We start from the raw sequence: 26929 nt of genomic DNA, 5'->3' as shown, positions 1-26929 counted from the left end.
TCTTTTAGTCTCTGCTTTAGAAATCATAGCCGAGTTACATCTGAACCGTGTGGGTTATAAAGCTGCAAAAACTGCAAAAACTTTTTGTGCTCTTTGGGGTTACATCTGAACCGTGTGGGTTATAAAGTCTCTGTAAAAAGATTATAACGACAAGAACTACTCCAAGTTACATCTGAACCGTGTGGGTTATAAAGGCTAAAATCTTTTATATAAAGAATTTAACAGGAACCGTTACATCTGAACCGTGTGGGTTATAAAGTTTTTATGCAATTTTTAATTTTCATATTCAATTTTAGTTACATCTGAACCGTGTGGGTTATAAAGGCTAAAATCTTTTATATAAAGAATTTAACAGGAACCGTTACATCTGAACCGTGTGGGTTATAAAGTCTTGCTTAAGATTAGATACAAATTTATCAATATCAGTTACATCTGAACCGTGTGGGTTATAAAGTTCATAGAAATTCTCATCAGACCAAGTCTTAATTCTGTTACATCTGAACCGTGTGGGTTATAAAGTTCATAGAAATTCTCATCAGACCAAGTCTTAATTCTGTTACATCTGAACCGTGTGGGTTATAAAGTTCATAGAAATTCTCATCAGACCAAGTCTTAATTCTGTTACATCTGAACCGTGTGGGTTATTTAAAGTGAGACGTGAGAGGTGAGATGTGAGACGTTAGATCTAAAGTAATTTAAATATTGTTTCACGTGTATCGTTTCACTTCTCACGTTTTGCGTTCCATCTGAACCGTGTGAATTATAAAAAATCAAATAGCTTAGATTACCATCTTGACCAAGATCTCTATTTTCTCTTCTTATGACAACTCCCAAAAATCAATCAAAACTAACAAATCTTTTCATTTTCCGATTTACTCACTTCTTATCTGCAATGTTATAATATTTTTGAATTAAACCATTAAAGGAGGGTATTATGGCAAATATTCTTTCTAATTTAGACCAAGTTAAAGAAGTTTTAAATGGAGTTGTTGAGATTTCAGATTCCGGCATAAAAATTTTAGATGAAAAAAAATTAAGAGAAACAGTTATTGATGACCTTATTTACACGGCGGTTTTTTCAAAAGATTACAATTTAAAAGAAGAAGTTAAATACATTATCAGAGAAATAGCAAATGAGTTTGGAGCTGTTGCATCTTCCATACATGATTTATACATGGCAATGGGAAGAGGAGAAACAAGAAACTTTACAACACCGGCAGTAAACATTAGAGGGATGACTTACGACGTTGCAAGAAGAATGTTTAAAGTTGGAATAAAAAATAATATCGGTGCGATGATTTTTGAGATTGCTAAATCTGAAATTGAATACACATATCAAAGACCTTCTGAGTATGCAGCATGCGTATTAGCTGCAGCTATAAAAGAAGGGTACAAAGGACCTGTATTCATACAAGGAGACCACTTCCAATTTAGTGCTAAAAAATACTTTGAAAATCCAGAAAGAGAATTAAACGCTATCAAAGAATTAACAAAAGAAGCAATAGATGCAGGATTTTACAATATAGATATAGACCCATCAACGTTGGTTGACTACTCAAAAAAAACTTTAAAAGAACAGCAATATCATAACTACTTAAACACTGCGAAAATGACAGACTATATTAGAGAGATAGAGCCGGAAGGAATAAACGTATCCATTGGTGCAGAGATTGGACATATTGGCGGTAAAAACTCTACTGTAGAAGAATTTGAGGCGTTTATGGAAGGATATTTAGAGACATTAAATAAAAAGCCGGGTATATCTAAAATCTCTGTCCAAACGGGAACAGAGCACGGAGGTATTCCACTTCCGGATGGTACGGTTGCAAAAGTAAAACTTGACTTTAATGTATTAAGAGATATTGGAGAAGTTGCAAGAAAGAAATACGGACTTTCAGGAACGGTTCAACACGGAGCTTCTACATTACCGGAGGAGCTGTTTGATAAATTCCCAGAAAACAACTGCTCTGAAATACATTTAGCAACGGGATTTCAAAACATCATGTTTGACCTTGCACCAGAAAAGTTTAAAGAAGAGATATACAAATTCATCGAAGAAAACTTTAAAGATGAATGGAAAGAAGGAATGACAAGAGAACAATTCTTATACAAATCAAGAAAAAGAGGATTTGGACCGTTTAAATATCAATGGTGGACTTTAGAAAACAAAGAAGAAATTCTTGATGCAATAGAGAAAAAGTTTGAATTCTTATTTGAAAAATTAAAAGTGTTTGACACAAAGCAGTACACAGACAAATACATAAAACTTGTTAAAAAAAGCTACGTTAAAGGTTCTACAAAGGACGTTCAACAAAAAGCACAAGAGATTAAGCTTGAAGCCGGAGCAGATTAATTGAGTTTAGACAAACAGATACAAGCCATAAAAGAGATTTACAGAGAGTATAAAAGGGCGGGAGAAAAAACTCGCCCTGTAATAGTTGGTAAGTTTGCTTTATCTGTTTATACCCAGGGAATGTATCCTGCCAATATGATTTCACTTCTTCATCCGGATGTAATTTTTCTTGAAAAAGTTTTATCCAATCTTGGATATAAAAAATTTGGCGACCTTTGGCTAAAAGATGATATTACTATAGAAGTAAGTAAAGATTTTCATCTAATAACCGGAATGTTAAATCAAATAGAGGTTGACGGAGAAGAGATTTTAAACGTCCTATCTCTTGAAGACTTGATTTTAGATATGATGAAATTCTGCGTAGAAGGTGATGACTTAGTTTGTGAACTTGTTAGAATGATTGTTAAATCTTATTACAGTGCTTTAGACTTTCATTATGTATATCAAAACATAAAAGATAGAAGATTTATACCAAAGCTTAAAGAGTATAAAAAAGAAGCGGAGGAATTAAAATGGCAAAAATAGGTATGGATTTAAATAGTTTTATTTTAGAACAAGAAAGACTTTATCCGAATGCAACAGGGTCTTTATCCCGTGCATTGGTTGCGATAGAATCAGCTACAAAAGTTATTGCTTCTCATGTAAGAATGGCAGGATTGGCTGATATTCTTGGAATGGCGGGCAAAAAAAACATTCAAGGCGAAGAAGTTCAAAAGCTTGACGAGCTTTCAAACAATCTGCTTATTCAATACCTCTCACAGTCAGGTGAATTTTTCGCCTTAGCTTCTGAAGAACTTGACGAGCCAATCTTCCCAGAAGAAGGAAAAGATGCTAAATACGTGATAGCTTTTGACCCGCTTGATGGCTCCTCTAACATTGATGTAAACATCAGCATAGGAACAATTTTCTCTATTCATAGAAGAGTAAATTCCGATGTTTCAGATTTCTTACAGGAAGGATACAAGCAGGTTGCGGCCGGATATGTAATCTATGGGTCTTCTACAATGCTTGTTTTATCAACAGGAAATGGCGTTAATGGCTTTACATTAGACCCGGCGGTTGGTATGTATCTACTTTCTCATCCAAATATGAAAATACCAGAAAAAGGAAAGATTTACTCAATCAATGAATCCAACGATAAAAAATGGATTGATGCAGGATTAAAAGAGTACATAGAAAGTCTAAAAGATGAAGGCTACACATCAAGATACATCGGGTCTATGGTTGCAGACGTTCACAGAACGTTAATAAAAGGTGGAATTTTTGCTTATCCGGCGGATGTAAAAAATAAAAACGGAAAGCTAAGACTTTTATACGAAGCATCACCTATGGCATTTTTAACAGTCCAAGCCGGCGGAATAGCAACGACAGGAAAGGAAGATATATTAAACATCAAGCCAACAGACATACATCAAAGAGTACCTGTTTTCTTAGGTGGAAAATATGAGATGGAAAAATTAAAGAGTATGTTAAAAAATGGATAATTGGATAAAGCTATACGTTGCAGATAGCAGAAGCATGGAAGAAGTTGAAGACGAAAGTATAAGTCTAATAATTACTTCACCACCATATTGGCATATAAAAGATTACGGCGTTGAAAACCAAATAGGTTATGGTCAAACATTGCACGATTATCTTAAAGATTTATACAGGGTTTGGCTAGAGTGTTTTAGAGTACTAAAACCGGGCAGAAGATTATGTATCAACGTAGGAGACCAATTTGCAAGGTCTGTAATTTATGGAAGGTATAAAGTTATCCCCATTCATTCAGAAATCATCAGCCAGTGTGAAAAAATAGGATTTGATTACATGGGCAGTATTATTTGGCAGAAAAAAACAACTATGAACACAACAGGCGGAGCCGTTGTAATGGGGTCTTATCCATACCCACCAAACGGATTGATAGAAATAGATTACGAATATATATTAATTTTTAAAAAACCGGGCGGTAAAGAAAAAATAGCAAAAGATATAAAAGAAAAATCAAAGCTTACAAAAGAAGAATGGAAAGAATATTTTTCAGGACATTGGAAATTTGGCGGTGAAAAGCAGATAAATCATGAAGCTATGTTTCCAGAAGAGCTACCAAAGAGACTTATAAAAATGTTTTCTTTTGTTGGAGAAACGGTTTTAGACCCTTTTGTAGGAAGTGGAACTACCTTAAAAGTAGCCAATCTTCTACAAAGAAATGCAATAGGATATGAAATAAACGAAAAATTTTTAGATATCATAAAGCAAAAAATCTCGTTTAAAGATATTCTATTCACAAAAATTGATGTTATAAAACGAGAAACAAAAACAGAAGTTAAACCAATAGATTATACGCCTTCAATCCAAGACGCAAAGCCGGAGATAGACCCGAAAAAACTAAATTTTAAAAAAGATTCTACCTATAAGGTTATTGACATACTTAGTGAAGATACTATAAAGCTTAACACAGGACTTAATGTAAAGCTGTTAGGTGTAAAAATATTAGATAAAGAAAAATCCTTAGAATATCTTAAAAGTCATGTTCTAAAAAAAGAAGTTTTACTAAAATTTGATAAAAACCCTATCTTGAATGAAAATATGGTTTATGCTTACGTGTATTTAAAAAATAAAATATTTATTAATGCTTACATGATTAAATCAGGTATGGCAAAAACAGACACGGAAATAGATTTTAGTTTAAAGGAAAAATTCTTAAAACTTGAAAAGGAACTTATTAATGAGTAAAGAATGGATTCTAAACATAGCGACAAACAGATGGGGTTTAAATAAAAAAAATAGCGTAGGACCTGTGTCTGAATGGATAAGAGAATGCTCCCCAAAGAAAATAGAAGAATGGGAGATTTGCTATAAGGATAAATTAAAAAAATTCTTAGAGAGAAAGAAAATTTATATCAAGCCAGATGAGTATTTAGAAGATTTAGGAAAAAAATTATATACAAAAATATCAGAGGTCTTAAAAAAAGAAATAGAAGAAGTATCTGAGGAAGATTGTATTGTTTATATTAAAAATTTAGTCATTAACAGAACCTTTGAAGGATATCAAACAGAAATTAATACAATTTATAGCATTTTAGAAAAAGAACTTGGAGTAAAGTTAATTCCTGCACCGGATAATTGGGATAGGTTATATAATGTTGATTTTTATATCCAAGTGAAAGATAAGTATATCGGAATTCAGATAAAACCTATATCGTACAATCAAACACCGGAAATTCATAAGTGGAAAGATTGGTTAGAAAAATCGCACAAGAAGTTTAAAGAAAAATTCGGTGGAGATGTTTTTATAGTTTTTTCTGTAAAAAACGAAGCAGGCAAAAAAGAAATTTGGAATAAAGAAGTTATTGAAGATATAAAAAAAGAAATAGAAAGATTGAGCTAAACCATGTCCAGTAGAATAAAACATTATCTTATAAATGAAAAATACGAAGACCCGGGAATAGTTATAGAAATTCCTGAATTACAAGACTTTATACTTTTTGATGTTGGAAATATTTATAAGCTTGATAGAGATCTAATCAAAAAGATAAATAAAATCTTTATTACGCATACACATATGGACCATTTTATTGGATTTGATTTTTTACTTCGAAGCAAGCTTGGAAGACCACAAACTGTTGAAATGTTTGGAATAGACCCTTTATCTTACAATGTTTTTTGTAAATTACAGGGCTATACTTGGAATCTTGTTGACCTTGAACCACAGATAATATTCAAAGTTAAATGTTTAAAAGATAACCTTTATCAATATTATGAATTTGACATAAAGAAAAAATTCGCAAATGACTTTATAAAAGAGGAAGAGGCTGATAGTGATATAATCTATGAAAATAGCCATTATAGAGTTAGGTATGCAGTTTTAGACCATAAAATCAAGGTCATGGGATATGCTTTTGAGTATAAAGACAGACTTTTTCTAAAAAAAGAAAAAATCCAAGAATTACCATTAAAAGGAAAAGAGATAGGGTTTTTTAAACAGTGGCTTGAAAATCCAGAAAATCAAGGCAAAACCTTTAAAATCTTAGATAAAGAATATCCTTACGAATATTTAAAAGAAGAGTACAGCTATGCTCAAAAAGGCATAAAAATTTCCTACATTACTGATGTAGTTTACAGCCAAGAAAATAAAGAAAAAATAGTAAACCTTGTTAAAGATTCAGATTATTTATACTGTGAATCGGTCTTTTTAGAAAGAGATAAAGAACAGGCAAGCAAAGTTTATCATTTAACGACAACGCAAACGGCAGAAATCGCAAACCTTGCAAATGTTAAAAACTTAATCGTTTTTCATTTTTCAAGAAGATACGGAAAAAATAAAGATATAGTATTAGAAGAAATCAGAAAATACTTTCCAAATGTTTCGTAATCTACTATATCCATTGTCAGCCATCTATTGGACGTTAGCATCATTAAGAAGGTTTTTATATGAAAAAAATATAATAAAGAAAAAAAGACTGCCAAAGCCTGTTATATCTGTTGGAAATCTTTCAGTTGGTGGCACAGGAAAGACTCCGATTGCCATATCCATAAGCAAATACTTACAAAATCAAGGCTTTAAAGTTGCAGTTTTGTCAAGAGGGTACAAAAGAAAATCAAAAGAAGAAATCATTAAATGTGATAATACTCTAAACGCTAAAAGCTGCGGAGATGAGCCGTTTTTAATGGTTAAAAAAGGAATGGATGTTTTCGTAGGAAAAGACAGGTATAAATCAGGAATGTATGCTTTAAAGATTAAAGATTATGATTTTTTTATCCTTGACGATGGATTTCAGCACTTTCAACTTTTTAGAGATTTTAATATACTTGTTGTAGACGCAGGTAAGCCATTTTGGAAGGATAAAATTCTACCGGTTGGAAATCTTAGAGAACCAAAGAGCTTTTACAAGTATGCTGATGTTTTTTTGATTACAAGATATAAAGGACAAGCCGATGTCATTGATAAACTTAAAGAATTTGGAAAGCCGTTTTTTATTACACAAGAAAGATTCGATGGGTTAATAGACTTGGATAATAACAAAATAGATTTTTCATTCTTGAAAGGAAAAAAAGTGTCTGTTATATCAGGACTTGGAAACAATCTACAGTTTTTTAATTTAGTAAAGTCTTTGTCAAAACAGTATGATTTTATAGTAGAAGAGTTTATAAACCTTCCAGACCATTTTGACTATAAAAACTTTAAGTTTGACCTAAATAAAACTTATATAACAACCGAAAAAGATTTGGTAAAAATAAACCAAAAAAATGTCTATGCTGTTAGTTATGAAATATTAATACCTGAGGAGTTTTACAAGTTCATGATGGAGAGAATTCATGCAAGAGCAAAATCCGATTGATATAATCTTAAAGCTTGTTTTAAAAGGAGAGATAGACCCTTGGAATATAGATATTACTGTTTTAGCTGAAAAGTATTTAGAAGAAGTTAAAAAAATGTACATTCCGGATTTTCAAACTGTATCAAAAGTCCTAATCGTTGCAGCATTACTTCTGAAGATGAAAGCAGAAAGCTTAAAAATTGAAGATGAAGAAGAGAATGAAGATAAAACATCAAGAAAACGTCTTTTTGGAATAAAAAGATTTTATACAATAGAAGAACTTGCAATGATTTTAAAAGAGTATACACAACCACCGGTAGATTACTCACCATCAAAAAGAAGCCCTTCGCAAAAAAGAGAAAGAAATTCAGCTAAAAAAATAAAAAAATTTGATTATCAACTACACAAAGCTTCACTAGAAGAAGCGATAAAATTTATAGAAGACTATCTTAAAGAAGTCCTACAAGTTATAAAATTTTCAGAATTTAACTATCCGGATAAAACTCAAGCATTTATAGCACTGCTATTTTTAAATTACGACAATAAGATAAATCTTTACCAGGAAGAACATTTTGGAGAAATATATATAGAGCCTATTATGGTATAATCTTATTCATGATAAGAGTATTTTACAGAGAAGGCTTAATAATAAAGTCAATCCAGCTTAAAGAACTTGAAAAAATAGAGGATAAGTCTAACATCTTATGGGTTGATATCTTCAATCCAACGGAAGAAGAAATAAAATGGTCTGTAGAAACTTTTAAGATTGAATTTCCATCATTCCAAGAAAGGGAAGATATAGAGATAAGTTCAAGATATTGGGAAGAGGAAGACAGCATAACGATTAACACATACTTTTTAATCAGAGAAGAAGAGAACGCATTTAACGATACTGTCTCTTTTATCATAAAAGACAATTACATCATCACTGTAAGATACAGAGAGTTAAAGACATTCAGAGAATTTGTAAGAAGATTACTTACCAACCCAAGCATCTATAAAACAGGATTTCATGTTTTCTCTTCTATTCTTGAAATCAAGATTGCATCAGATTCCGACGTTCTTGAAAATGTATCAAAAGAGATTTCAAAGCTTGGAAAAATCGTATCTTCCGGAAACTTAGATGTTACAGAAACAGTTTTTGAATCTATCTCTTACTACGAAGATTTAAACATGACTATCAGGGAATCCCTTATAGATAAGCAAAGGGTTTTATCTTCATTACTAAAAAGCTATAAAGTTCCTGAAGATGTTAGAGAAGAGCTAAGAATTTTGATCAAAGACGTAAACTCTCTAATTGATTATACAAAGTTTAATTTTGAAAGACTAAGCTATTTACAAAATACATTCTTAGGTTTGTTAAACATAGAGCAGAACAAAGTAATCAAAATCTTTACAGTTATAGCTACTATCTTTATTCCACCTACATTGATTGCAAGCATTTATGGTATGAACTTTGAAAATATGCCAGAATTACATTGGCAGTATGGATATTTTTATGCCTTAATTCTCATGTTTTTGTCAGCATCTGTTCCAATTTTCTTATTTAAAAGGAAAGGGTGGCTATGATAAAGAAAAAAATGCTTTTTTTGTTTGTTGAAACCGTTGCATTTGTGTTTCTAATCATTCTTGGACTGTCTGTTATAAATTTTATCTATAAAAATGATATTATCCAAGATAAAGCAGACTTTTTTAAAGCTGTATGGGTTGTGATAGTTGTAACTTTATATAGTTCAAGTGTAATCTTTACTTTAAAATTAAAAGATAAAGACCCTGCTTTAGAGCAAAAAGAGTTAGAAGAAAGGTTAAAAGCTAAACAACTTTATGAAGAAAGAGATTTTATAATAAACAGAAGAATAACACTTGCTTATGGAATAACTTTACTCTTTTTATTTTTTGCAGTTTTAACATCTGAGCTTTTAAGCTTTTTCTTTGATGAAGGTCTTTTATCACCTGTTCAGCTTGCATTTCATACAGCAGCGTTTGTTGGCTATGTGATTACATTTAAGTATGTTTGGGAAAAGCAGGACTATATAGAGTATAAAAGCAGAGAGTTTGTAAGAAAGCAGATTAAAGAAGATGACAACTTAGTGGAGTAAAAGATGCCATACATAGTAAGAGTAAGACAGAAATTTAACGCAGCACACTTCTTGACGGATTATCACGGACAACCAGAGCCATTACACGGGCATACTTGGATGGTCGAGCTTTTCATAAGAGCTGATAAACTTGATAACGGTGGTATGGGATACGACTTTATAGAGATTAAAGAATTTCTAAAAGAGATTCTGCCAGACTATAAATGTATGAATGATATATACGACTTTTCTCCAAGTGCTGAAAATGTAGCTAAGTACTTATATGATAAAATAAAAGAAAGATACCCAACACTTCAAAAAGTTGTTGTTTGGGAAACTGAAGAGGGCGGAGCTGAATACTACGAAGAATGACCTTCCGCAAAAGCTAATGCACCAAAAGCACCACTCCAACTTCCAAGCTTTGCCATATCAATTTTTAAATCTCTAAGTGGTAATGGAAAAATAAGATTTTTTGTTTTTTCTCTAACAATCTCTAAAATATCAGGATAATGTTCTATAATGCCGCCCGCCAGCAGTATTTTGTCAGGATTAAATATATGAGCAATATTCATAATACCGGTTGATAAGTAATTACTAAACATCTCAAAAGATTTTAAAGCTTTTTCATCTTTGTTCTTAGCAAGATTAACTATCTCAAAAGATGTTGTCTTTTTTTCTGTAAGCATACAGTATATCCTTTCAAGTCCGTAGGAAGACACATAAGCTTCTAAACAACCATTTCTTCCACAGTGGCATGGTAGTCCATTTTTTTCAACAGCAATATGACCTATCTCCATAGCACTACCCGAGACGCCGGAGATGATTTTACCACCAATTACAGCACCACCACCAAGACCGGTTCCAAGGGTCAAGCAGACAAGAATTTCGCTATCTTTGCCATTTCCGTAAACATACTCACCATAAGCAGCAAGATTTGCATCATTCTCTATAAACACTTTGATATTACTGTGATTTTCTATCTCCTGCTTTAAATTCAAACCTTCTAAAAACTTTAGATTTGGTGAGTTTGTAAGCTGACCGGATTTTTTATCAACAAGTCCGGCAATGGCTATACCAACTTTTAAAGCTTTGTGTTTTTCTATTAATTTAAGTATTTCACTTACAAAAGTTTTTTTATCCTGAAAATTAACGCTAATTTTCTCTTTAAAAATGTTATTATTCTCATCTTTACCAACAACCTTTATAAAAGTCCCACCAATATCAATTCCAAGAATCAAAGTTAGCTCCTAAAAATTTATTTACTTTTTACGATTATTATATTATAAAAAGTTTGAAAGGAGGATATTCAAAAAATCAGGTTAGAAATATTTGGTTTTTATAAAATTTAAAAAAGAGATCCTTCGGCCTTACGGCCTCAGGATGACAGAGAAAATGAAAGCATGTTAACGATTACCTTATTTGTCATTCTGCAGCCGGCGAAGAATCTCATATTTTTATTAAATTTCTCACCCGACGTGTTTGAAAGGAATTAGATAAAATATTTACAAAAGCGGATTTGAAAAATATAAACCGGAGGTTCTAAACAATGTCGCTATTGGCAAGTTTATCCATAGCAGGACAAAGCTTATTAACATTTCAAAGAGGAATAAACTCTACAAATAAAAATATATCCAACGTAACTACAGAAGGGTACAATAAAGAAACGCCGGTTTTTCAAGATTTACCAAAAAGCGGAGTATATCTAAATAAAATAATCAGAGCTTTTGACCAATCATTATTTAACAGGTCTATTTCTTTGAATCAAAGCGTAAATTCTGATAAAAGTTATAGTGGCATACTTGATAATATAGAAGATGTGTTTAACGATGCACTTGGTGGTGGATTTTCTGATACACTAAATACATTTTTTAACTCCATAAACGATATGCTTATAAAACCTGATGATTTGGCTGCAAGGTCTCAATTTATAGCAAATGCTAAGGTTTTAGTTGGAAAAATAAGAAGCAGTAATAAAGCACTTGAAGACTTAAAACAGCAAACAGTTTTAAAAGTAAGGGACCAAATTAATCAAATCAATCAAATTACCGAGCAGTTAGCAAAGTTAAATAATCTTATAAAGACAAAAACTCTTGATGTTGAATCTAACAACGAATATCTAAATGAAAGAGACAGATTAATAACTCAATTAAGCAATTTAATAGACACAAAGGTTGTGTTTAATGAAGATAACACTGTTAATGTATTTACTGCTAAAGGTTTTGGCTTGGTAGTCGGTATGACAAATACACAGCTTCAGTTTGAAACAGATTCCAATGGAAATGCTATTATAAAATGGAATAATACAAACGATATAACAAAAGAGATACAAAATGGAGAGCTTGGTGGCAATTTAAAAGGAATAGATGCAATTAATGGACAGCTAAATAGATTAAATGACTTTGCAACTGTTTTAGCAAATGTGTTTAATAAAGTTCACAGTCAAGGTTATGGATTAGACGGCAGCACCGGTTTAAATTTCTTTGGAATTGACCCAAATTCTTCACTATCTAAAATAGATGCATCTAATATTATTGTAGCTATAGACGATCCTAAACAAGTTGCTTTGGCAACAAATAATGCATATTTAAATTCAGATAATACAAACGGTAAAAATCTTTTAGCATTAAAAGATAGTATCAACGGCGTACTTACACCTACCGAAGAAACAGCTTTAAAATCAAGTCTTAACGACCCAAACAATTATGACATCATTAAAAATAGCAAATTTTCAGAATATTACAACTCACAACTTGTGGCTATTATTTCGTCTGAAAGTTCAAGAATAAAAACACAGATGAAAAATAACCAATTTCTATATGATGCCATAACAGAAAAGATGAAAAGCTTAACCGGTGTTAATATGGATGAAGAGTTGATTAACTTAACCAAGCTTCAAAGGTCATACCAAGCTGCTGCAAGAATAATCACTGTTACGGATGAATTAATGCAAACGATTTTGAATATAGGCAAGTAATATTTTAAGATATCTTGGGTGAGAAATTAGTGGTTTTTATAGAATTTAAAAAGGAGATCCTTCGGCCTTACGGCCTCAGGATGTTCTATGTTAAATGTCAAGTACAAAAATTTTCATCAAATGGTCTTCTGCTTTTTAATACACCATATGCTTGCCTTAATAACTTATGTGCTACAGCCACTAATGCTAATTTTTTAGCCTTACCTTTACTTACTAATCTTTCGTATAATTCTCTGCAGTATTTGTTAAACCTTATTGCTGATAATGCTGCCATGTATAATATTTTCCTTGCATATGGATTTCCCATCTTTTTTATCCGGACACTTTTCTTTACACATGCTGCACTTTCATATGGGCTTGGATTAATTCCTATAAAACTCGATATATCTTTTACACTCTTAAATCTTTCAAAATTTCCATATACTGATATTATCATTCCTATAGTCCTATCACTTATACCAGGTATACTTTTTAAAAGTTTGTATTCCTCTTGATAATTCTTCTTAGACAATTCTTTTATCTCTTTCTCAAGTTCTTTTATGTTTTTTTCTATTTTTCTAATTAGCTCATCGTAATATTCTAAATTCTCTTTCAATTTTTTCATTGGTACATAGGTTAATGATTCTCTTTTGTTTCTTAGCATTGTAAGCTGCTGTTGTAGGTCTTCCAATATCTTTAGTTTTACTTCTATTTCTTTTTCTACATCTGATTTTGGTTTATAAAGCTCTCCATCGAAAAACGTTCTTCCATATTCTGCAATAAAGAATGAATCAGCTTTATCTGTTTTAACTCTTGTCATTTTAGCTTCCATAAATTTCTTTATTGAAAATGGATTTACTACTGCTACTTTATAACCATTTTCATACAGATAATTAGCAAGCTTTAAATGGTAAACTCCCGTATGTTCCATTATGATAAGCATATCTGACTTTTTAAACTTCTTAAGGTAAGGCTTTACTTTCATTTCAAACTCTACCGGGTCAGATTTAACTTCAAAATTTTCTTTCTTGTTATCATACAAAACTGTAGCAGTGAATGAGTTTTTAGATACATCAATTCCTATGACTATTTTGTAGCTGTTCATAATAGTACCTCCTTTCATAAAATACTTGACATGAAAGAAACTTCCTGATAACCTATCATCGTAGTTAAATACAGGCTTAAAAGCCTAATGTTCTAATTCAGGTTGTAGGAAGTAGAGGAAGGACAGTCTAAAACATCCTGATCGGTCTTAAAAGACCAATGACAGAAACTTGATCTGTCCTTCTTTTTTTCTCCCATGTCTATAATTATTATAAAACTTATTCTCTTATAGTTTAAAAAATTTTTAGTATATTTAATATACGATGACAGAGAAAGTAAAAGCATGTTAATTACCTTATTTGTCATTCTGAGCGAAGCGAAGAATCTCATGTTTTTCTTTTCAAGTCGAAAAATCAAAAAAGAGGTCCTTCGGACTTCGTCCTCAGGATAACAGGAAAAGTTAAAGTTATAAAAATTTTAGAATAGTTTCGTATATAGGATTTTTTAACATTTAAACAAGAGATTCGTCTTTCGCTTTCAGGATAACCACTAAGCTTAATCTTTCTGTCGATTTCTTACTCTATTATTCCAATTAACCTATATACTCTCCATAATTAACTTGACAGCTTCTTCTTCTGGCATTGGTTTTGCAAAATAAAATCCTTGCAGATAATCAGCTCCAAGTAAAGATAAAAATTTTACCTGCCCCTCTGTTTCTACACCTTCAGCTATTGTTTTTAATCCAAAATCTTTAGCTAATCCAATTATGAATTTTACTAACGATAAGTCTTGTCTACTTCTTGCAATGTTCCTTACAAAAGACATATCTATTTTTAGTATATCAATAGTTAAATCTCTTAAATATGTTAAAGATGAATATCCTGTTCCAAAGTCATCTATCGCTATTTTTATGTTTTTATTTAAATCTTTAATGTCTTTAAATATCTTCTTAGATTTTTCTATATCTTTTATGACATTTCTTTCTGTGATTTCTATTACTAAGTTATTTTGAGTTTCTATTGGCAAAGATTTTAACCTTTCAACAAAGTTTTTATCTGATAGTTCATCTGATGTTAAGTTTAATGAGTATCCAAGCAGTCCTTTTGGTGATAGGTTTAGAGATATTGTTCTATCTTTTTTATCATTCAAAGAGTTAAATTTTTTTATCTTTTGAGAAACTTCTTCTAAAGCCCATTCTTCAAATTTTGTGATATATTTGCTGTTTTCAAGATAATCTATAAACTTTATAGGTGGATAAACAGTTCCATCTTCGTCTACTATCCTGACTAATGATTCAAATCCTGCTACTGAAAAGTCTTCTGATTTAAAGTATGGCTGGAAGTAAAATTTAAATAATTTCTTTTTAAATGCTTTTTCTACAATCTTTTCAGCTGTTAGATATTCTTCTAATTTTTTATTTAACTGTGATTCATAGAATTTTATTACATTTTCTCCTTCTTTTTTAGCTGTGTTTAAAGTGAGAACAGCGTTATTATAAAGCTCTTCAAATGTTTGACCATCTTCATTGTATAAGACAATTGAAGCGTTGTAAGAAATATGAATTTTGCCTTTGGAAGTATTTAAATCTTTATCTAAAGCATCTCTAATCTTATAAATAAGTATTGACTCGTTTTCTATATTTGGAATAAGTATTGCAAACTCATCACTTCCAATTCTGGCTGCATATCCATCTGGAAATTCTTTTTTTAGATTTTTTGCTACTTCTTTTAAAATTTCATTGCCTGTTTCAAATTCATAAGAAGCATTAACTACAGACATGTTATAAATGTCTATCAATATTAATCCAAATTTTTCGTATATTTTGTTTTTAATTATTTCTGAGAATTGAATTTTAAATGATATAAAATTTGGAAGCTCAGTTAAACTATCATAGTATTTATATTTTTCTATTTCCTCTGAAAGTAGTTTCTCTTGTGTTATATCTCTTCCAATGGAAACAAATTTAAGTGTTTTATTTTTTAATTTAATTGGATAGATGGTTTGGTCTATATAAATTAGTCTTCCATCTTTTGTTTTATTTACAAATACTGCTGAAAATGGTTTGCCCGACAATATAGTGTTCCATAATTCTTTGTAAAATTCTATATCCTGTATTCCAGATTTAAATATTCTTGGATTTTTGCCAATTATTTCTTCTTTTGTGTATCCTGTCAAATCTATAACATATTGATTTACATACTCTATTGTTCCATTTGAATCAGTGATTAAAAGCCACATTTTTGAATTATCTACAGCCTTTCTTAAAAGTATATTTTCTTTATCTTTTTCTATTTTATTTAAAGCAAAAGATATATCTTGTTTAAGTTCTTCAAATAAAGTTAGAAAGTCTTTTCTAAATACAAATGGCTTTGTTGAATAGATAGTAATTACTAAATAAACTTCTCCATTTTTTTCTACCGGAATAGCTAACGATGAATATATGTCTCTTTTTAGAAGCTGATTTTTCCATGGAGTCATAAATTCTGACGTTAATGTATTTTCATTTATAATAATTCTATTTTCTCTGTAAGCTCTTCCTGATTGACCTCTTCCCTCCGGCAGGTCTTCTCTGACACTTACAACTAAATTATCTATATATCCATCGTCTTTGCCATACTTACATACTGGCTTAATAAAGTCTCCTTCTCTCTTTCCAATCCACACAAATTTAAAATGATTTTTTTCTACAAGGCTTTCACATATTCTTTGAAATAATTCCTCTTCTGTTTCTGCAGATATAATTAGCTGATTAATATCTTTTAAGCTTTCTATAAGAATCCTCTGTATTATTAAATTCCTAACTATTTTTCCAAGTTCATGATATTCTTTAAGTTTATTGATTTCGTCTTGAGAAATCTCTTGTAAATCTAATTCTTGGATAAATGTAATTATATTAAAGGAATTCTTTTCATAAAATTCTTCTGATACCAAAAAGTAATGGCTTATATCCAAATCTATTTCTTCTACGATTTTTAGCTTATCTTTAATTTCTTGACCTAATTCATCATAATATTCCTTAAATATCGCTCCAGCATCAGCTTTTCCATTTAATAAAGAATTTATGATTTCATCAAAAGATTCATATAAAATAACTTCTTTATTATAAAGACCTGTTTTGTTTAAAATACAATAAGAACTAAGTTTATCAACTATTGCTATATTTTGGAAATCCTTTTGATTATTTAAACTAATTAAAAGAAATTTATCGTAATAACCTTTAAATCTTCCTATAAGTTTGTAATTTTTTTGTAAAAGAATTAAAGCAGCATCAAAGCTTGCATAATATATATCTGGTTTAAAATTATCTACTGATATTAATGCTTCTTCTTCGTAGAAGTTTTTATAAGGTTTAAAATCTACTTCTTGTTTAAAAATTTGCTTTATTTTATCTGAGATTTTAAGCCATTTTTCCAGTCCCTCTTTTGTATCATGCGGACAAACTCTAAAGGTAATCATGAACCTCTCCTTTTAGAATTCCTTTAATATAATATCCATTATATTGCACCATTTATACGACCGTTAAATAGATTATACCATAATTGAAAATTTAAAAAATCATATAAAATTTAAAAATAAATTTACATCATCATATAATCTTTATCATCTTGTTTATCTGCCGAATTAAGCTAAAATAATAAAAAACTTACATAAAGAGGTGAAAAATGGAAAAATCTATCTTAATTTTTAAAGGACATCCTTCAAAATTCCCTACACAGGTAAATCAGAAAATAGAGTTTGATAACATTGAAACATACATGGAAATACCTTTTGAGTTTTATTTAGATATGCCGGAAGAAGAAAAAGCGTTTGTGCAAGGATTTAATTATTATATTGATGGAAATCTCAAAGATGCGAGAAAAGAGTTGGCAAAATCTGCAAGTAAAGTTCCAGAAGGTAAGTATATGTTAGCTTTAGTAAATTATCTTTTAGGAAAAACTACAGAAGCAAAACTGCTTTTGACAGGATTTTCATCAGATTGGCAGAGATTTATCCAAACATGGAGAGTTCCGGTTCTCGTTGTTCCATTTAAAAATGGTACAGATGCATTATATATTTCTTTAGATGAGAACGGATTAAATGCTTTACAATATTTATTAGAAGGTAAAACGCCAGAGGAAGTGGCATTTATTTTAGGACTATAAAAGGAGTGAAGCATGTATAAAGAATTGGTTATGTCAAAAGCACCGTACATATTAACGGCTTTAATGGCAGATGGTGGAGAGTTTGGAGAGATTTATTTTGAAAATTTAAAAAGCTTAACCTTAAATCTTGAAGACAACAAAATAGAAAGAATTTCAAAAGGAATAGATGCAGGCGTTGGGATAAGACTGATAAAAAACCTTAAAACCTACTATGGCTATACATCAGAGATTACTTTCCAAAACATGATGGAAATTGCTAAATCCTTAGCAAAAGCAGAAGGAGAAGGAAGAATAGCCGTTGGAAAAGCACACTATAAAGCATACACAAATGTTTTGATAGACCCGGATGAGTTTGAATTAAAAAAGAAAAAAGATATTCTTGAAAGAGCAAACGAAATAGCAAGAGCTTACGATGATAGAATAAAGCAGGTTTCTGTTACTTTAAGAGATGTAAAAAAAGAAATTTTAATAATAAACACAGAAGGAGAAATTATTGAAGATACTCAAATAAGAGTTGTATTTTTTGTAGAGGCAATAGCTTCCGATGGAGAATCTTTATACAGAGGATATGAATCTACCGGCGGTAGCATTGGATACGAGCTATTTAATGAAGATTTTGTAAATGTTATAGATTATGTAGCTACAAAGGCTGCAGAAAGAGCAGTTCTTGGATTAAAGGCAAAGCCTGCACCGGCAGGGAGCTTTACAGTTGTGATTTCATCGGAAGCAGGCGGAACTATGATTCACGAAGCAGTGGGACATGGACTTGAAGCGGATTTAGTAAATCAAGGCTTGTCAGTTTACAGAGGTAAGATAGGCGAAAAAGTAGCCTCAGAATTGGTTAGCGTGATAGATGATGGAACATTATTAGGAAAAAATGGAAGTTTTCATTTTGATGACGAGGGAGTGCCAGCACAAAGAAAAGTATTAATTGAAAATGGTATTTTAAAAGGCTATATGTACGATAGACTTACAGCAATGAAAGAGGGAAGGCAGTCAACAGGAAACGGTAGAAGGGATGGATATAAAAATATTCCAATTGTAAGAATGACAAATACTTACATAGATGCAGGAAAAGATAATCCATCTGATATTATTAAAGATACAAAAGACGGAATTTATGTTGTAAAAATGGGTGGTGGTCAGGTAAACACAGTCAATGGAGATTTTGTCTTTGAAATCATGGAAGGATACAGAATTGAAAACGGTGAGATAACATATCCAATCAAAGGAGCAACATTGATAGGCAATGGACCACAGGCATTGATGGATATAGATGCGGTGGGCTATGACTTAGGATGGGCTATTGGCACATGTGGCAAAGATGGGCAAAGAGCACCGGTTAGCGATGCACAACCAACGGTAAGAATCAAAAAACTTACTCTCGGCGGGGTAATTTGAGAATCTCAGATTATGAAAAAGAAATAATCGTTAAAACTGCCAAAGATATTTTTGGAAACAACACAAAGGTTTATCTATTTGGAAGTAGGGTTTATGATGACAAAAAAGGTGGAGATATAGATTTATACATAATTCCAGAAAATAAGGATAAACTTTTTGAAAAAGAAATAAAATTTAAAACCTTACTCCAAATAAATCTTGGAGAGCAAAAGATAGACGTTGTCCTGCATAAAGACTTTGAAAGAGATATAGAAAAAGTAGCACTATCAGAGGGCGTTTTACTTGAATGACAAAAATTATCTTAGATATCAAAAGCTTTATAATGAAGTAAAAAAACATTATCTTGTTTTAAACAAAGCCTTTGATAGTTTAAGTCATTATGATATGAAAAATTATAAAGAAGACCTAGAGCTTCTAAGAATATTAGACCAAATTGCCTATAGATTTTCTAAGCTTCAAGACTCAACAGGAAAGCTGTTGAGGGCATATCTTACCTTAAAGGGCGAAAACGTAGAAAACTTACCAATCATTGACGTTATAAACTTAGCAGAAAAATTTAATTTTCCTATGGATAAAAAATTTTGGTTTGAAATGAAAGAAATCAGAAATCTTATAACTCACGAATATGAAGAAGACTATGAAAAAATAATCAATACACTTGAGCTGATAAAAAACTCTATGCAAAGATTTAAGGAGTTAATTGAAGCGTTAAGATGAAAAAGTAAGAGGTGAGAGGTAAAAGATTGGGATTTTTAACTCACCTGCAGAATGACAAAGAATATAAAAACAAGCTTTTCTTTATAAATTATTAGTTCAAATTTTTAAAACTTTAAGATGAGAATGTTTTGAAAAATTCTTAAGATTTGGTATACTATCATTTTGCATTTGTGATAAGAATGCTATTTTGCGTTATTTGTTATTCTGAAGCCGGTGAAGAATCTCTGTCTTTTTACTTCTCACTTATTCACTTACTCACCTATTTTAAAAGAGGAGATCCTTCGGACTAAAGTCCTCAGGATGACGAGGAACTTCCGAATGGTGTCATTCTGCAGCCGATAAAGAATCTCTGTTCTTTTGCCTCTCGCTTATTCACCGTACGGGTAATTCATGAATTACCTCTACTCATTTTTTCGCTTTTTAAAAAAGAAAATCCTTTGGACTAAAAGTCCCTCAGGAGGATGACGGACAAAAGTAAAGTTATAAAAATTTTAACAGTGTTCTTAATTTAACAATACACTATAAACTAATCTTTCTCTATCGGAATTACTGTTATGGTTCTTTTTCCTTTTGAGTTTATAATTTCAAGCTCTATCATATCTCCTGGTTTTACTTTATTTAAAAATAGCCTAAACTCTTTAGAATTTTTTATTGGATTACCATTAATTTTAGTTATTATATCGCCGACAACTAAACCAGTTCCGGAAGCAGGGCTATTCTTCTCAATTTTTAATACCAAAGCACCACCGTTTATATTCATTCTTTCTTTTATCTCTTCAGACACATCTGTTACAACTATACCAATCCAACCTCTTCTAACCTTACCATATTTTATTAGTTGATTTACAGTGTCTTGTAGTATATCTACAGGGATAGCAAAACCGATACCTTGTCCAGTTTGAACTGTGGCTATACTCATTCCAACAACTTTTCCGTCAAGATTTAATAGTGGTCCACCGGAATCACCCGGATTAATAGAAGCATCTGTCTGAATAAAACCTTCTATAGATGAAATACCTACTTCTCTGTTTATAGCTGATATGATTCCAAACGTGTAAGTATGCCCCAAATTATAAGGGCTGCCAGCAACCAACACAAACATTCCAGGCTTTATATTCTCTAAATATTCAAATTTTAGAGATTTTATATCTCTATTAAAATTATTCAGTTTTACTTTCAAAACGGCTATATCAGTTTTAGTATCAACTCCTACAACTTCGGCTTTAAAAACTCTATCATTATAGAATCTAACAAAAATATTTCCCTTTTTCTCAATTACATGTGCATTTGTGGCTATATAGAGATAATTAGATGTTTTTTTAATAACAAATCCAGAACCGACTGATTCATCATCAATATCTTTAAGTAATAAAGAAGTTTCTTTGTCTTGTTTTGTGAAAATAGTTACTACAGATGGAGTGGTTTGTGAGATTACATTTTCAATTCTGTCTTGAATTAGTTTAACAGCATCTTTTTCTTTTTTTGATTCACAAGATTGAATAATTAGATATAAAAGGATGTAAAATAAAAGTAATTTGTTTATTTTTTCGAAATTAAAACGGTCGCTATTATCCATTTTTTGTTATTATATCACCTCAGTAATCTTTGAAAATGTTAGATTTAATTATATCATAAAACGGTATTATAATGTTTTAAAATGAATTTTTAAGCATTTAAACGAAAATTTAAAAAGCTTAATATGTTTTAAAAAAGTTAACGAGGTGAAACATGCTAAAAGGTTTATATGTAATCACAGATGAAAAATTAACTCCATACGATAAAATTTTTGACATGGTAGAACAATCTTTAAAAGGTGGTGCTAAATTAGTTCAGCTGAGAGATAAAAATAATACCGATGACTTTTTATTACCAATAGCTAAGGACTTGAAAAATCTTTGCCATAAATATGATGCTTTATTTATAGTTAATGACAGGCTTGAATTAACTTTAAAGTCTGATGCTGATGGAATTCATGTTGGAGAAGAGGATGTTGACATATCAGAAATTAGAAAAGCTCTAAAAGATAAGATCGTTGGTGTATCTTGTTATGGAGATGTTGAAAGGGCAATATTGATGGAGCGTTTATCTGCTACTTATGCTGCTTTTGGAAGTTTTTACCCTTCTCCAACAAAGCCTAAATCTAAAGTCGTTGATAAATCTGCAATAACAGAAGCTAAAAGATTTTTAAAAATACCTGTCTGTGTAATAGGTGGTATTACGGTTGAAAGAGCTAAAGAACTTGTTGAGCTTGGTGCTGATTTAGTGGCTGTAATAAGTGATATATGGACTGCCGAAAACATAGAAGAGAGGGCAAGAGAATATGCAGAATTGTTTAGAGGTAAAAGGTAATATAGAGTGCTTTAAAATTTTGATTAAGTTTAAAAATCAATAAGGCTGTTCCAAGAAAATTTTTTGATAAAGACATCATCTTGCCTGTCATTCTACATCCAAGCAAAGAATCTTCTTTTATGTTTATCTTATCTTTAAAAGACCTTAAAAGAGGAGGTCCTTCGCTTTGTTACTGGATAAGACGTTAAACAACCATTCGTGTCATTCTGAGCATAAGCGAAGAATCTCCTCTCCCCATTCTCACTTTCTTCTTATTTCCCGGATTTTAAAAGAGAAAATCTTCAGACTAACGTCCTCGAGATTACAAAAACCGCCAATGGGTCATTCTGCAGCTGACTAAGAATATTCGCCCTTTTTACCTCTCATTTGTTCGCTGTGCGGACAATTCATGAATTGCCTCTACTTTTTAACCTTCTTTAAAAGAGAAAATCCCTCAAACTGAAGCCTTAGAATAGTGGTAAAGTTAAAGATATATTACATATACATTTAAAACTTAAAAAAATTTTTAAAGCAGTCTCAGGGTAATATATTTCTTACTTTCTCACTACTTACTTACCTTTTCTAAGTGGTTAAAAAATTCCGGGTAAGATATATAAACACAATCAGCATCTTTTATTGTAATTCCTTCTTCACTTACTAATCCAAGAATTGCAAAGCCCATTGCTATTCTATGGTCTTTATAAGAATCTACGATTCCACCTTTTACTTTCTGTTTTCCTCTTATTATCATACCATCTGGAAGTTCTTCTGCTTCAAGCCCTAAGCGTTTAAAGTTTTCTATTACTGATTTAATTCTGTCGCTTTCTTTTACTCTAAGCTCATGGGCACCGGTTATTACCGTTTCTCCTTCTGCTTGAGTTGCAATGATTGCAAGCAGTGGAATTTCGTCTATCATTGAAGGAACTTCTTGAGGCTCTACTTTTACACCTTTTAATTCATGATAGCTAATATAGATATCTGCTACTATCTCACCTGCTTCATCTCTTTTGTTTTTGTATTCAACCTTAGCCCCCATTTCTTTTAACTTTCTAAAAAATCCATCTCTTGTTGGATTTATTAAAACATCTTTTAATTCTATGTGAGACCCGGAAATAATTGATGCTGCAGCTGCAAAAAATGCCGCCGAAGATGGGTCGGCAGGTACGTTTATATGTATAGGATTTAGCTTATCTGCTTTTTTGACAGTTACTCTATATCCGTCTTTTGTAAATTCTCTACTTACATATGCTCCCATACTGTTTAACATATTTTCTGTATGGTCTCTTGAAATTACAGGTTCTATAACTGTTGTATCTCCTTTTGCAAACAGTCCAGCCAAAAGAATAGCTGATTTTACCTGTGCCGACATTTTTTCATTAAAAAAATCTATTCCTGTAAGCTTTCCACCTCTTATAGAGATTGGAAGTAAATTACCATCCTTTCTTCCATCTATTTTTGCACCCATTTTAGAAAGTGGCTCTGCTACCCTTTTCATAGGTCTTTTTCTTAGACTATCATCACCTGTTAACGCAGCAAAAAAATCAAATCCAGCCAATACTCCAAGAGTTAATCTTGTAGTTGTTCCAGAGTTTCCCATATCAAGAAGATCATCAGGTTCTTTCAGCCCATCTAAACCTTTCCCATGGACGTAATAAACACCTTCTTTTTCTACTATTTCAACCCCAAGTTTTCTGTATGCGTTTACAGTTGTAAGAGTATCACCAGCCTTTAAAAAGTTTTTTACAATAGATGTACCATCTGCCAATGAAGATAAAATTATTGCTCTGTGTGAAATAGATTTATCCGATGGAACTCTTAAAGACCCTTCTATTCTTTTTACTTTTTTAACTGTTTTTTCCATCTTTTATTCTCCTTTTAAATAATTCCCATAATGCTATTGATGTTGCGTTTGAAACATTCAGAGATGTTATTTTACCAACCATTGGAATAGTTGCAATAATATCTGCTTCTTCTAATATAGATTTTGAAACTCCTTTTCCTTCTGAGCCAACTATTAACGCAATCGGATATGGAAAGTCTATCTCAGCTATATTTCTTCCACCTTTTTCAATAGCAACAACCCAACCACCCTTCTTTTTAAATTTTTCAATTACATTTCTTAAACTTCCAACTTTTGCAATCGGAAGATGAAAAACTGCCCCTGTAGATGCTTTAACTACTACTTCATTTATAGGGCTTGACCTTTCTTTAGGGATTATAACTCCACTTACTCCAAAAATTTCTGCTGTTCTTAAAATGCTTCCTACGTTTTGAGGGTCTGTAATATGGTCTAAGATTAACATAATACCCTTTTCTTTTATTGTTTTATCTATAATTTCATTTTCATCATAATATTTTATTGGACTTACGAGTGCAACAACACCTTGTGTTTTCTTAGTGTTTGCGAGCTCTTCAATCTTTTGTCTTGATACTTTTTGTACTTTTACTTTCTTCTCATTTGCAAGCTCCAACAACTCTCTTGGCGGATGTGAATCATGAGCAATAAGAATTTTTTCAAGACTTCTTCCGGCTTTAAGTGCTTCTATTACTGGATTCCTTCCCCAAATTACCAAGTGATTATTATTTTCTTTTGTCATTCATTTATCCTTAATTTAATAATAAGATAATATTTTAGCAAATATTAGTTTTTTAACAAAAAATAAATTTTTAGACAGCTTTAGTTTTTGAATGAAATTTTGTAATTTTAAAACTTCCTTATTTATTTTAACTTAAGTTGCCGCCTTAACCAGCTTTGGAATATTATAAGAAAAAATAGCTTTCAGCCCTAATTTTCCACCAATTTAAGCTGATCTTCAAAAGTCGTAGTTCTTATAATCTTTATATCCTATCAGCTTATCTTCTCTCCATGTAATTGAAAGACATATTAGCTAAACCTTCTAAACTATGGCAACTTTCCTTCTATTAAATCTTGACTTTGATAGTACGTATTTAAAAAGAGTTTGTCCGCTTTCTTTAAGAAATCGTAGAGTTTTTTGATAATTTAATAAAAAATACTCGTTAGCAATGAAAACAATGATAAGTATTTTATTTTCTGAGACTTTTTGCTGTTTGTCTCCTTCTAAACCAAAGGCTTTTATCAGATCGTCATAAAGTAATCAACTTATCTTTAATCAAATCTACAGTATATTTTAACTTTCTATCTTTTTCCATTATTTCTTTTATTTTATTTGCAGCATTTAAAATTGTTGTATGGTCTTTTTTATGAAAATATCTTGCTATTGAGGATAAGGATTCATCAGTTAGCTCTTTTGATAAGTACATTGCTATCTGCCTTGCAGTTACAGATTTTTTATTTCTTGAGTTTCCAAGTAATTCTTTTATATCAATATTAAAGTAATTACATACTTCTTTTTGAATTCTTTCAACAGTTAATGGCTGTACTTCATTTACTTCTAATACATCTTTTAACACAGTTCTTGCAACGTCTAAAGTTATTGGTCTTCCCATTATTTCGCTGTAGGCTTTTAATCTTTTTATTGAACCTTCCAGCTCTCTAACACTTGTATTTACGGTTTTTGCAATAAATAGAACTACATCCCTTGAAAATTCTACATTCAATTCTTTCATCTTCTTTAATGTTATGTTAATCTTTGTTTCTAAATCCGGCTTGGTTATTTCGACAATTAATCCGCTGCTAAATCTACTTATCAATCTTTTTTCTATGCCATTTAACTTAGAAGGCGGTTGGTCTGAGGATAAAATTATCTGTTTTCCAAGGCTGTATAAAACGTTAAAAATATGATAGAACTCTATTTGTGTTCTTTCCTTTCCAACTAAAAATTGTATATCGTCAATAAGTAGAAGGTCTACTTCTCTGTATTTTTTTCTAAACTCTAAAATCATTCCTTTTTCTAAATATGAAAAAAGTTCAGAAGCAAATGTGTCTGCTGTTGTGTAAATGATTTTTGCTGAAGAGCTCTTTGCAAGGACATGATAAGCTGTTCCGTGTAATAAATGAGTTTTGCCAAGCCCAACATCGCCATAAATAAAAAGTGGATTATAAATTTTTCCTAAATTTTCTGTAACAGCCAAACATGCTTGAAATGCAACTTTATTATTATTTCCAACTATAAGATTGTCAAAAGTGTATTTTGGATTTAATGATAAATATTGATAAAAATCTGTTTCTTCAAAGTTTTTTGAATTCTTGCCTTTTTTTGTTTTCTTTGAAGATTTATCCTTTAAAGAAATAACATGTATTTTTACATTTCTTCCAATAACCTTATTTGCTGAAGTTTCTATATTTTCTAATATTTCTGTTTCTATCCAATTTTTGTAAATATTGTCTGGAGTATAGATATATATATTTCCTTCGTTGTAGTATACCTCTTCAAGAGAATTTAGTATCATATATGATGTATTATCAATTTTTTCCCTTAAGTCATGGAGAATAGACTGCCAAAGTTTAGATTCACTAATACTGACGTTTGATGTATTGCCAGCATTATTTTTACTTAAATCCATTCTCCACTCCTTTATTTCATTTTAGGGATATCCATTATATTTTCTTTTAGGTAAATTTTTAAAATTTTTTTATTTGACTTTTAAAATTTTTATGATAGAATTAATATATAATTAAAAAAATATGAGTT

General features: G+C 30.9%; 24 protein-coding genes and 1 CRISPR repeat array (1 of these 25 cut by a window edge). Of the genes, 17 read left to right on the top strand and 7 right to left on the bottom strand.

What is annotated here, in order from left to right; genetic code table 11:
* Positions 1–649: direct repeats of the CRISPR family, unit length 29 nt; unit sequence GTTACATCTGAACCGTGTGGGTTATAAAG; it reaches 685 nt to the left of the window's first position.
* A 285-nt stretch (positions 650–934) separates the two neighbouring features.
* Genes SYO3AOP1_RS00125 through SYO3AOP1_RS00075 form a run of 11 tightly spaced genes read left to right on the top strand, consistent with a single transcriptional unit; the run spans position 935 to position 10103 of the window.
* The gene (locus SYO3AOP1_RS00125) at positions 935–2353 is read left to right on the top strand and encodes a class II fructose-bisphosphate aldolase (RefSeq protein ID WP_012458768.1); all 1419 of its coding nucleotides are present in this window, start codon (positions 935–937) and stop codon (positions 2351–2353) included.
* A complete protein-coding gene (locus SYO3AOP1_RS00120; RefSeq protein WP_012458767.1) occupies positions 2354–2878 on the top strand; it encodes a hypothetical protein in 525 nt (174 codons plus the stop codon).
* The gene (gene fbp / locus SYO3AOP1_RS00115; protein WP_012458766.1) at positions 2866–3837 is read left to right on the top strand and encodes a class 1 fructose-bisphosphatase; all 972 of its coding nucleotides are present in this window, start codon (positions 2866–2868) and stop codon (positions 3835–3837) included. The genes SYO3AOP1_RS00120 and fbp overlap by 13 nt, the downstream gene beginning before the upstream one ends.
* Positions 3830–5068, top strand: coding sequence for a DNA methyltransferase (locus SYO3AOP1_RS00110; protein ID WP_012458765.1), 1239 nt, complete (start codon positions 3830–3832; stop codon positions 5066–5068). The genes fbp and SYO3AOP1_RS00110 overlap by 8 nt, the downstream gene beginning before the upstream one ends.
* The gene (locus SYO3AOP1_RS00105) at positions 5061–5723 is read left to right on the top strand and encodes an MjaI family restriction endonuclease (RefSeq protein WP_012458764.1); all 663 of its coding nucleotides are present in this window, start codon (positions 5061–5063) and stop codon (positions 5721–5723) included. Before SYO3AOP1_RS00110 ends, SYO3AOP1_RS00105 begins: the two co-directional genes overlap by 8 nt.
* Before the next feature lie 3 nt (positions 5724–5726).
* Positions 5727–6707: a ribonuclease Z gene (locus tag SYO3AOP1_RS00100; RefSeq protein ID WP_012458763.1), complete on the top strand. Its 981-nt coding sequence runs from the start codon at positions 5727–5729 to the stop codon at positions 6705–6707.
* A complete protein-coding gene (lpxK, locus tag SYO3AOP1_RS00095) occupies positions 6697–7674 on the top strand; it encodes a tetraacyldisaccharide 4'-kinase (protein ID WP_012458762.1) in 978 nt (325 codons plus the stop codon). Before SYO3AOP1_RS00100 ends, lpxK begins: the two co-directional genes overlap by 11 nt.
* Entirely contained in the window at positions 7652–8260 is a 609-nt protein-coding gene (locus SYO3AOP1_RS00090; protein WP_012458761.1) for a segregation/condensation protein A, read from the top strand. Before lpxK ends, SYO3AOP1_RS00090 begins: the two co-directional genes overlap by 23 nt.
* Before the next feature lie 8 nt (positions 8261–8268).
* Positions 8269–9222, top strand: a complete 954-nt coding sequence (corA, locus tag SYO3AOP1_RS00085; RefSeq protein WP_012458760.1) for a magnesium/cobalt transporter CorA — start codon at positions 8269–8271, stop codon at positions 9220–9222.
* Positions 9219–9752, top strand: coding sequence for a hypothetical protein (locus SYO3AOP1_RS00080; protein WP_012458759.1), 534 nt, complete (start codon positions 9219–9221; stop codon positions 9750–9752). The genes corA and SYO3AOP1_RS00080 overlap by 4 nt, the downstream gene beginning before the upstream one ends.
* Before the next feature lie 3 nt (positions 9753–9755).
* A complete protein-coding gene (locus SYO3AOP1_RS00075; protein WP_012458758.1) occupies positions 9756–10103 on the top strand; it encodes a 6-carboxytetrahydropterin synthase in 348 nt (115 codons plus the stop codon).
* On the opposite strand, the gene SYO3AOP1_RS00070 is transcribed toward SYO3AOP1_RS00075, so the two are convergent.
* Positions 10091–10969, bottom strand: coding sequence for an ROK family protein (locus SYO3AOP1_RS00070; RefSeq protein WP_012458757.1), 879 nt, complete (start codon positions 10967–10969; stop codon positions 10091–10093). The genes SYO3AOP1_RS00075 and SYO3AOP1_RS00070 overlap by 13 nt on opposite strands.
* A gap of 308 nt (positions 10970–11277) precedes the next feature.
* Between SYO3AOP1_RS00070 and flgK the strand changes: the two genes are divergently transcribed.
* Positions 11278–12705: a flagellar hook-associated protein FlgK gene (flgK, locus tag SYO3AOP1_RS00065; protein WP_012458756.1), complete on the top strand. Its 1428-nt coding sequence runs from the start codon at positions 11278–11280 to the stop codon at positions 12703–12705.
* Between the two features lie 97 nt (positions 12706–12802).
* Here flgK and SYO3AOP1_RS00060 read toward each other — a convergent pair whose 3' ends face one another.
* Both SYO3AOP1_RS00060 and SYO3AOP1_RS00055 read right to left on the bottom strand, forming a co-directional pair.
* Positions 12803–13789: an IS110 family transposase gene (locus tag SYO3AOP1_RS00060; protein WP_012458755.1), complete on the bottom strand. Its 987-nt coding sequence runs from the start codon at positions 13787–13789 to the stop codon at positions 12803–12805.
* 536 nt (positions 13790–14325) lie between these two features.
* Positions 14326–17184, bottom strand: coding sequence for an EAL domain-containing protein (locus SYO3AOP1_RS00055; RefSeq protein WP_012458754.1), 2859 nt, complete (start codon positions 17182–17184; stop codon positions 14326–14328).
* Positions 17185–17390: 206 nt separating this feature from the next.
* On the opposite strand from SYO3AOP1_RS00055, the gene SYO3AOP1_RS00050 reads away from it, so the two are divergent.
* From SYO3AOP1_RS00050 to SYO3AOP1_RS00035, 4 genes are read left to right on the top strand one after another with little or no spacing between them, the layout of a single operon-like run.
* A complete protein-coding gene (locus tag SYO3AOP1_RS00050; RefSeq protein ID WP_012458753.1) occupies positions 17391–17870 on the top strand; it encodes a hypothetical protein in 480 nt (159 codons plus the stop codon).
* 12 nt (positions 17871–17882) lie between these two features.
* Positions 17883–19271 carry a TldD/PmbA family protein gene (locus SYO3AOP1_RS00045; RefSeq protein ID WP_012458752.1) on the top strand — a complete coding sequence of 463 codons (1389 nt, stop codon included), beginning with the start codon at positions 17883–17885 and terminating at the stop codon, positions 19269–19271.
* Positions 19268–19561 (top strand): nucleotidyltransferase domain-containing protein, encoded by a 294-nt coding sequence (locus SYO3AOP1_RS00040; protein ID WP_012458751.1) that lies wholly within the window; start codon positions 19268–19270, stop codon positions 19559–19561. Before SYO3AOP1_RS00045 ends, SYO3AOP1_RS00040 begins: the two co-directional genes overlap by 4 nt.
* Positions 19554–19988: a hypothetical protein gene (locus SYO3AOP1_RS00035; protein ID WP_012458750.1), complete on the top strand. Its 435-nt coding sequence runs from the start codon at positions 19554–19556 to the stop codon at positions 19986–19988. Before SYO3AOP1_RS00040 ends, SYO3AOP1_RS00035 begins: the two co-directional genes overlap by 8 nt.
* A gap of 526 nt (positions 19989–20514) precedes the next feature.
* Here SYO3AOP1_RS00035 and SYO3AOP1_RS00030 read toward each other — a convergent pair.
* Complete coding sequence (locus SYO3AOP1_RS00030) at positions 20515–21564, bottom strand: trypsin-like peptidase domain-containing protein (RefSeq protein ID WP_012458749.1); 1050 nt, start codon at positions 21562–21564, stop codon at positions 20515–20517.
* Positions 21565–21716: 152 nt separating this feature from the next.
* Between SYO3AOP1_RS00030 and thiE the strand changes: the two genes are divergently transcribed.
* Positions 21717–22337: a thiamine phosphate synthase gene (gene thiE, locus SYO3AOP1_RS00025; RefSeq protein WP_012458748.1), complete on the top strand. Its 621-nt coding sequence runs from the start codon at positions 21717–21719 to the stop codon at positions 22335–22337.
* Between the two features lie 544 nt (positions 22338–22881).
* Here thiE and aroA read toward each other — a convergent pair.
* From aroA to dnaA, 3 genes are all read right to left on the bottom strand, one after another.
* A complete protein-coding gene (gene aroA, locus SYO3AOP1_RS00020; RefSeq protein WP_012458747.1) occupies positions 22882–24177 on the bottom strand; it encodes a 3-phosphoshikimate 1-carboxyvinyltransferase in 1296 nt (431 codons plus the stop codon).
* Positions 24161–24913, bottom strand: coding sequence for a 23S rRNA (guanosine(2251)-2'-O)-methyltransferase RlmB (rlmB, locus tag SYO3AOP1_RS00015; protein WP_012458746.1), 753 nt, complete (start codon positions 24911–24913; stop codon positions 24161–24163). Before rlmB ends, aroA begins: the two co-directional genes overlap by 17 nt.
* Before the next feature lie 508 nt (positions 24914–25421).
* Complete coding sequence (gene dnaA, locus SYO3AOP1_RS00010; protein WP_012458745.1) at positions 25422–26801, bottom strand: chromosomal replication initiator protein DnaA; 1380 nt, start codon at positions 26799–26801, stop codon at positions 25422–25424.
* Between the last annotated feature and the right edge of the window lie 128 nt (positions 26802–26929).

Origin of the sequence: Sulfurihydrogenibium sp. YO3AOP1 (genome assembly GCF_000020325.1) — a bacterium.
Taxonomy (GTDB): domain Bacteria; phylum Aquificota; class Aquificia; order Aquificales; family Hydrogenothermaceae; genus Sulfurihydrogenibium.
The sequence above is the reverse complement of the archived record's forward strand: the minus strand, read 5'-3'. Positions and strand labels throughout refer to the sequence as shown.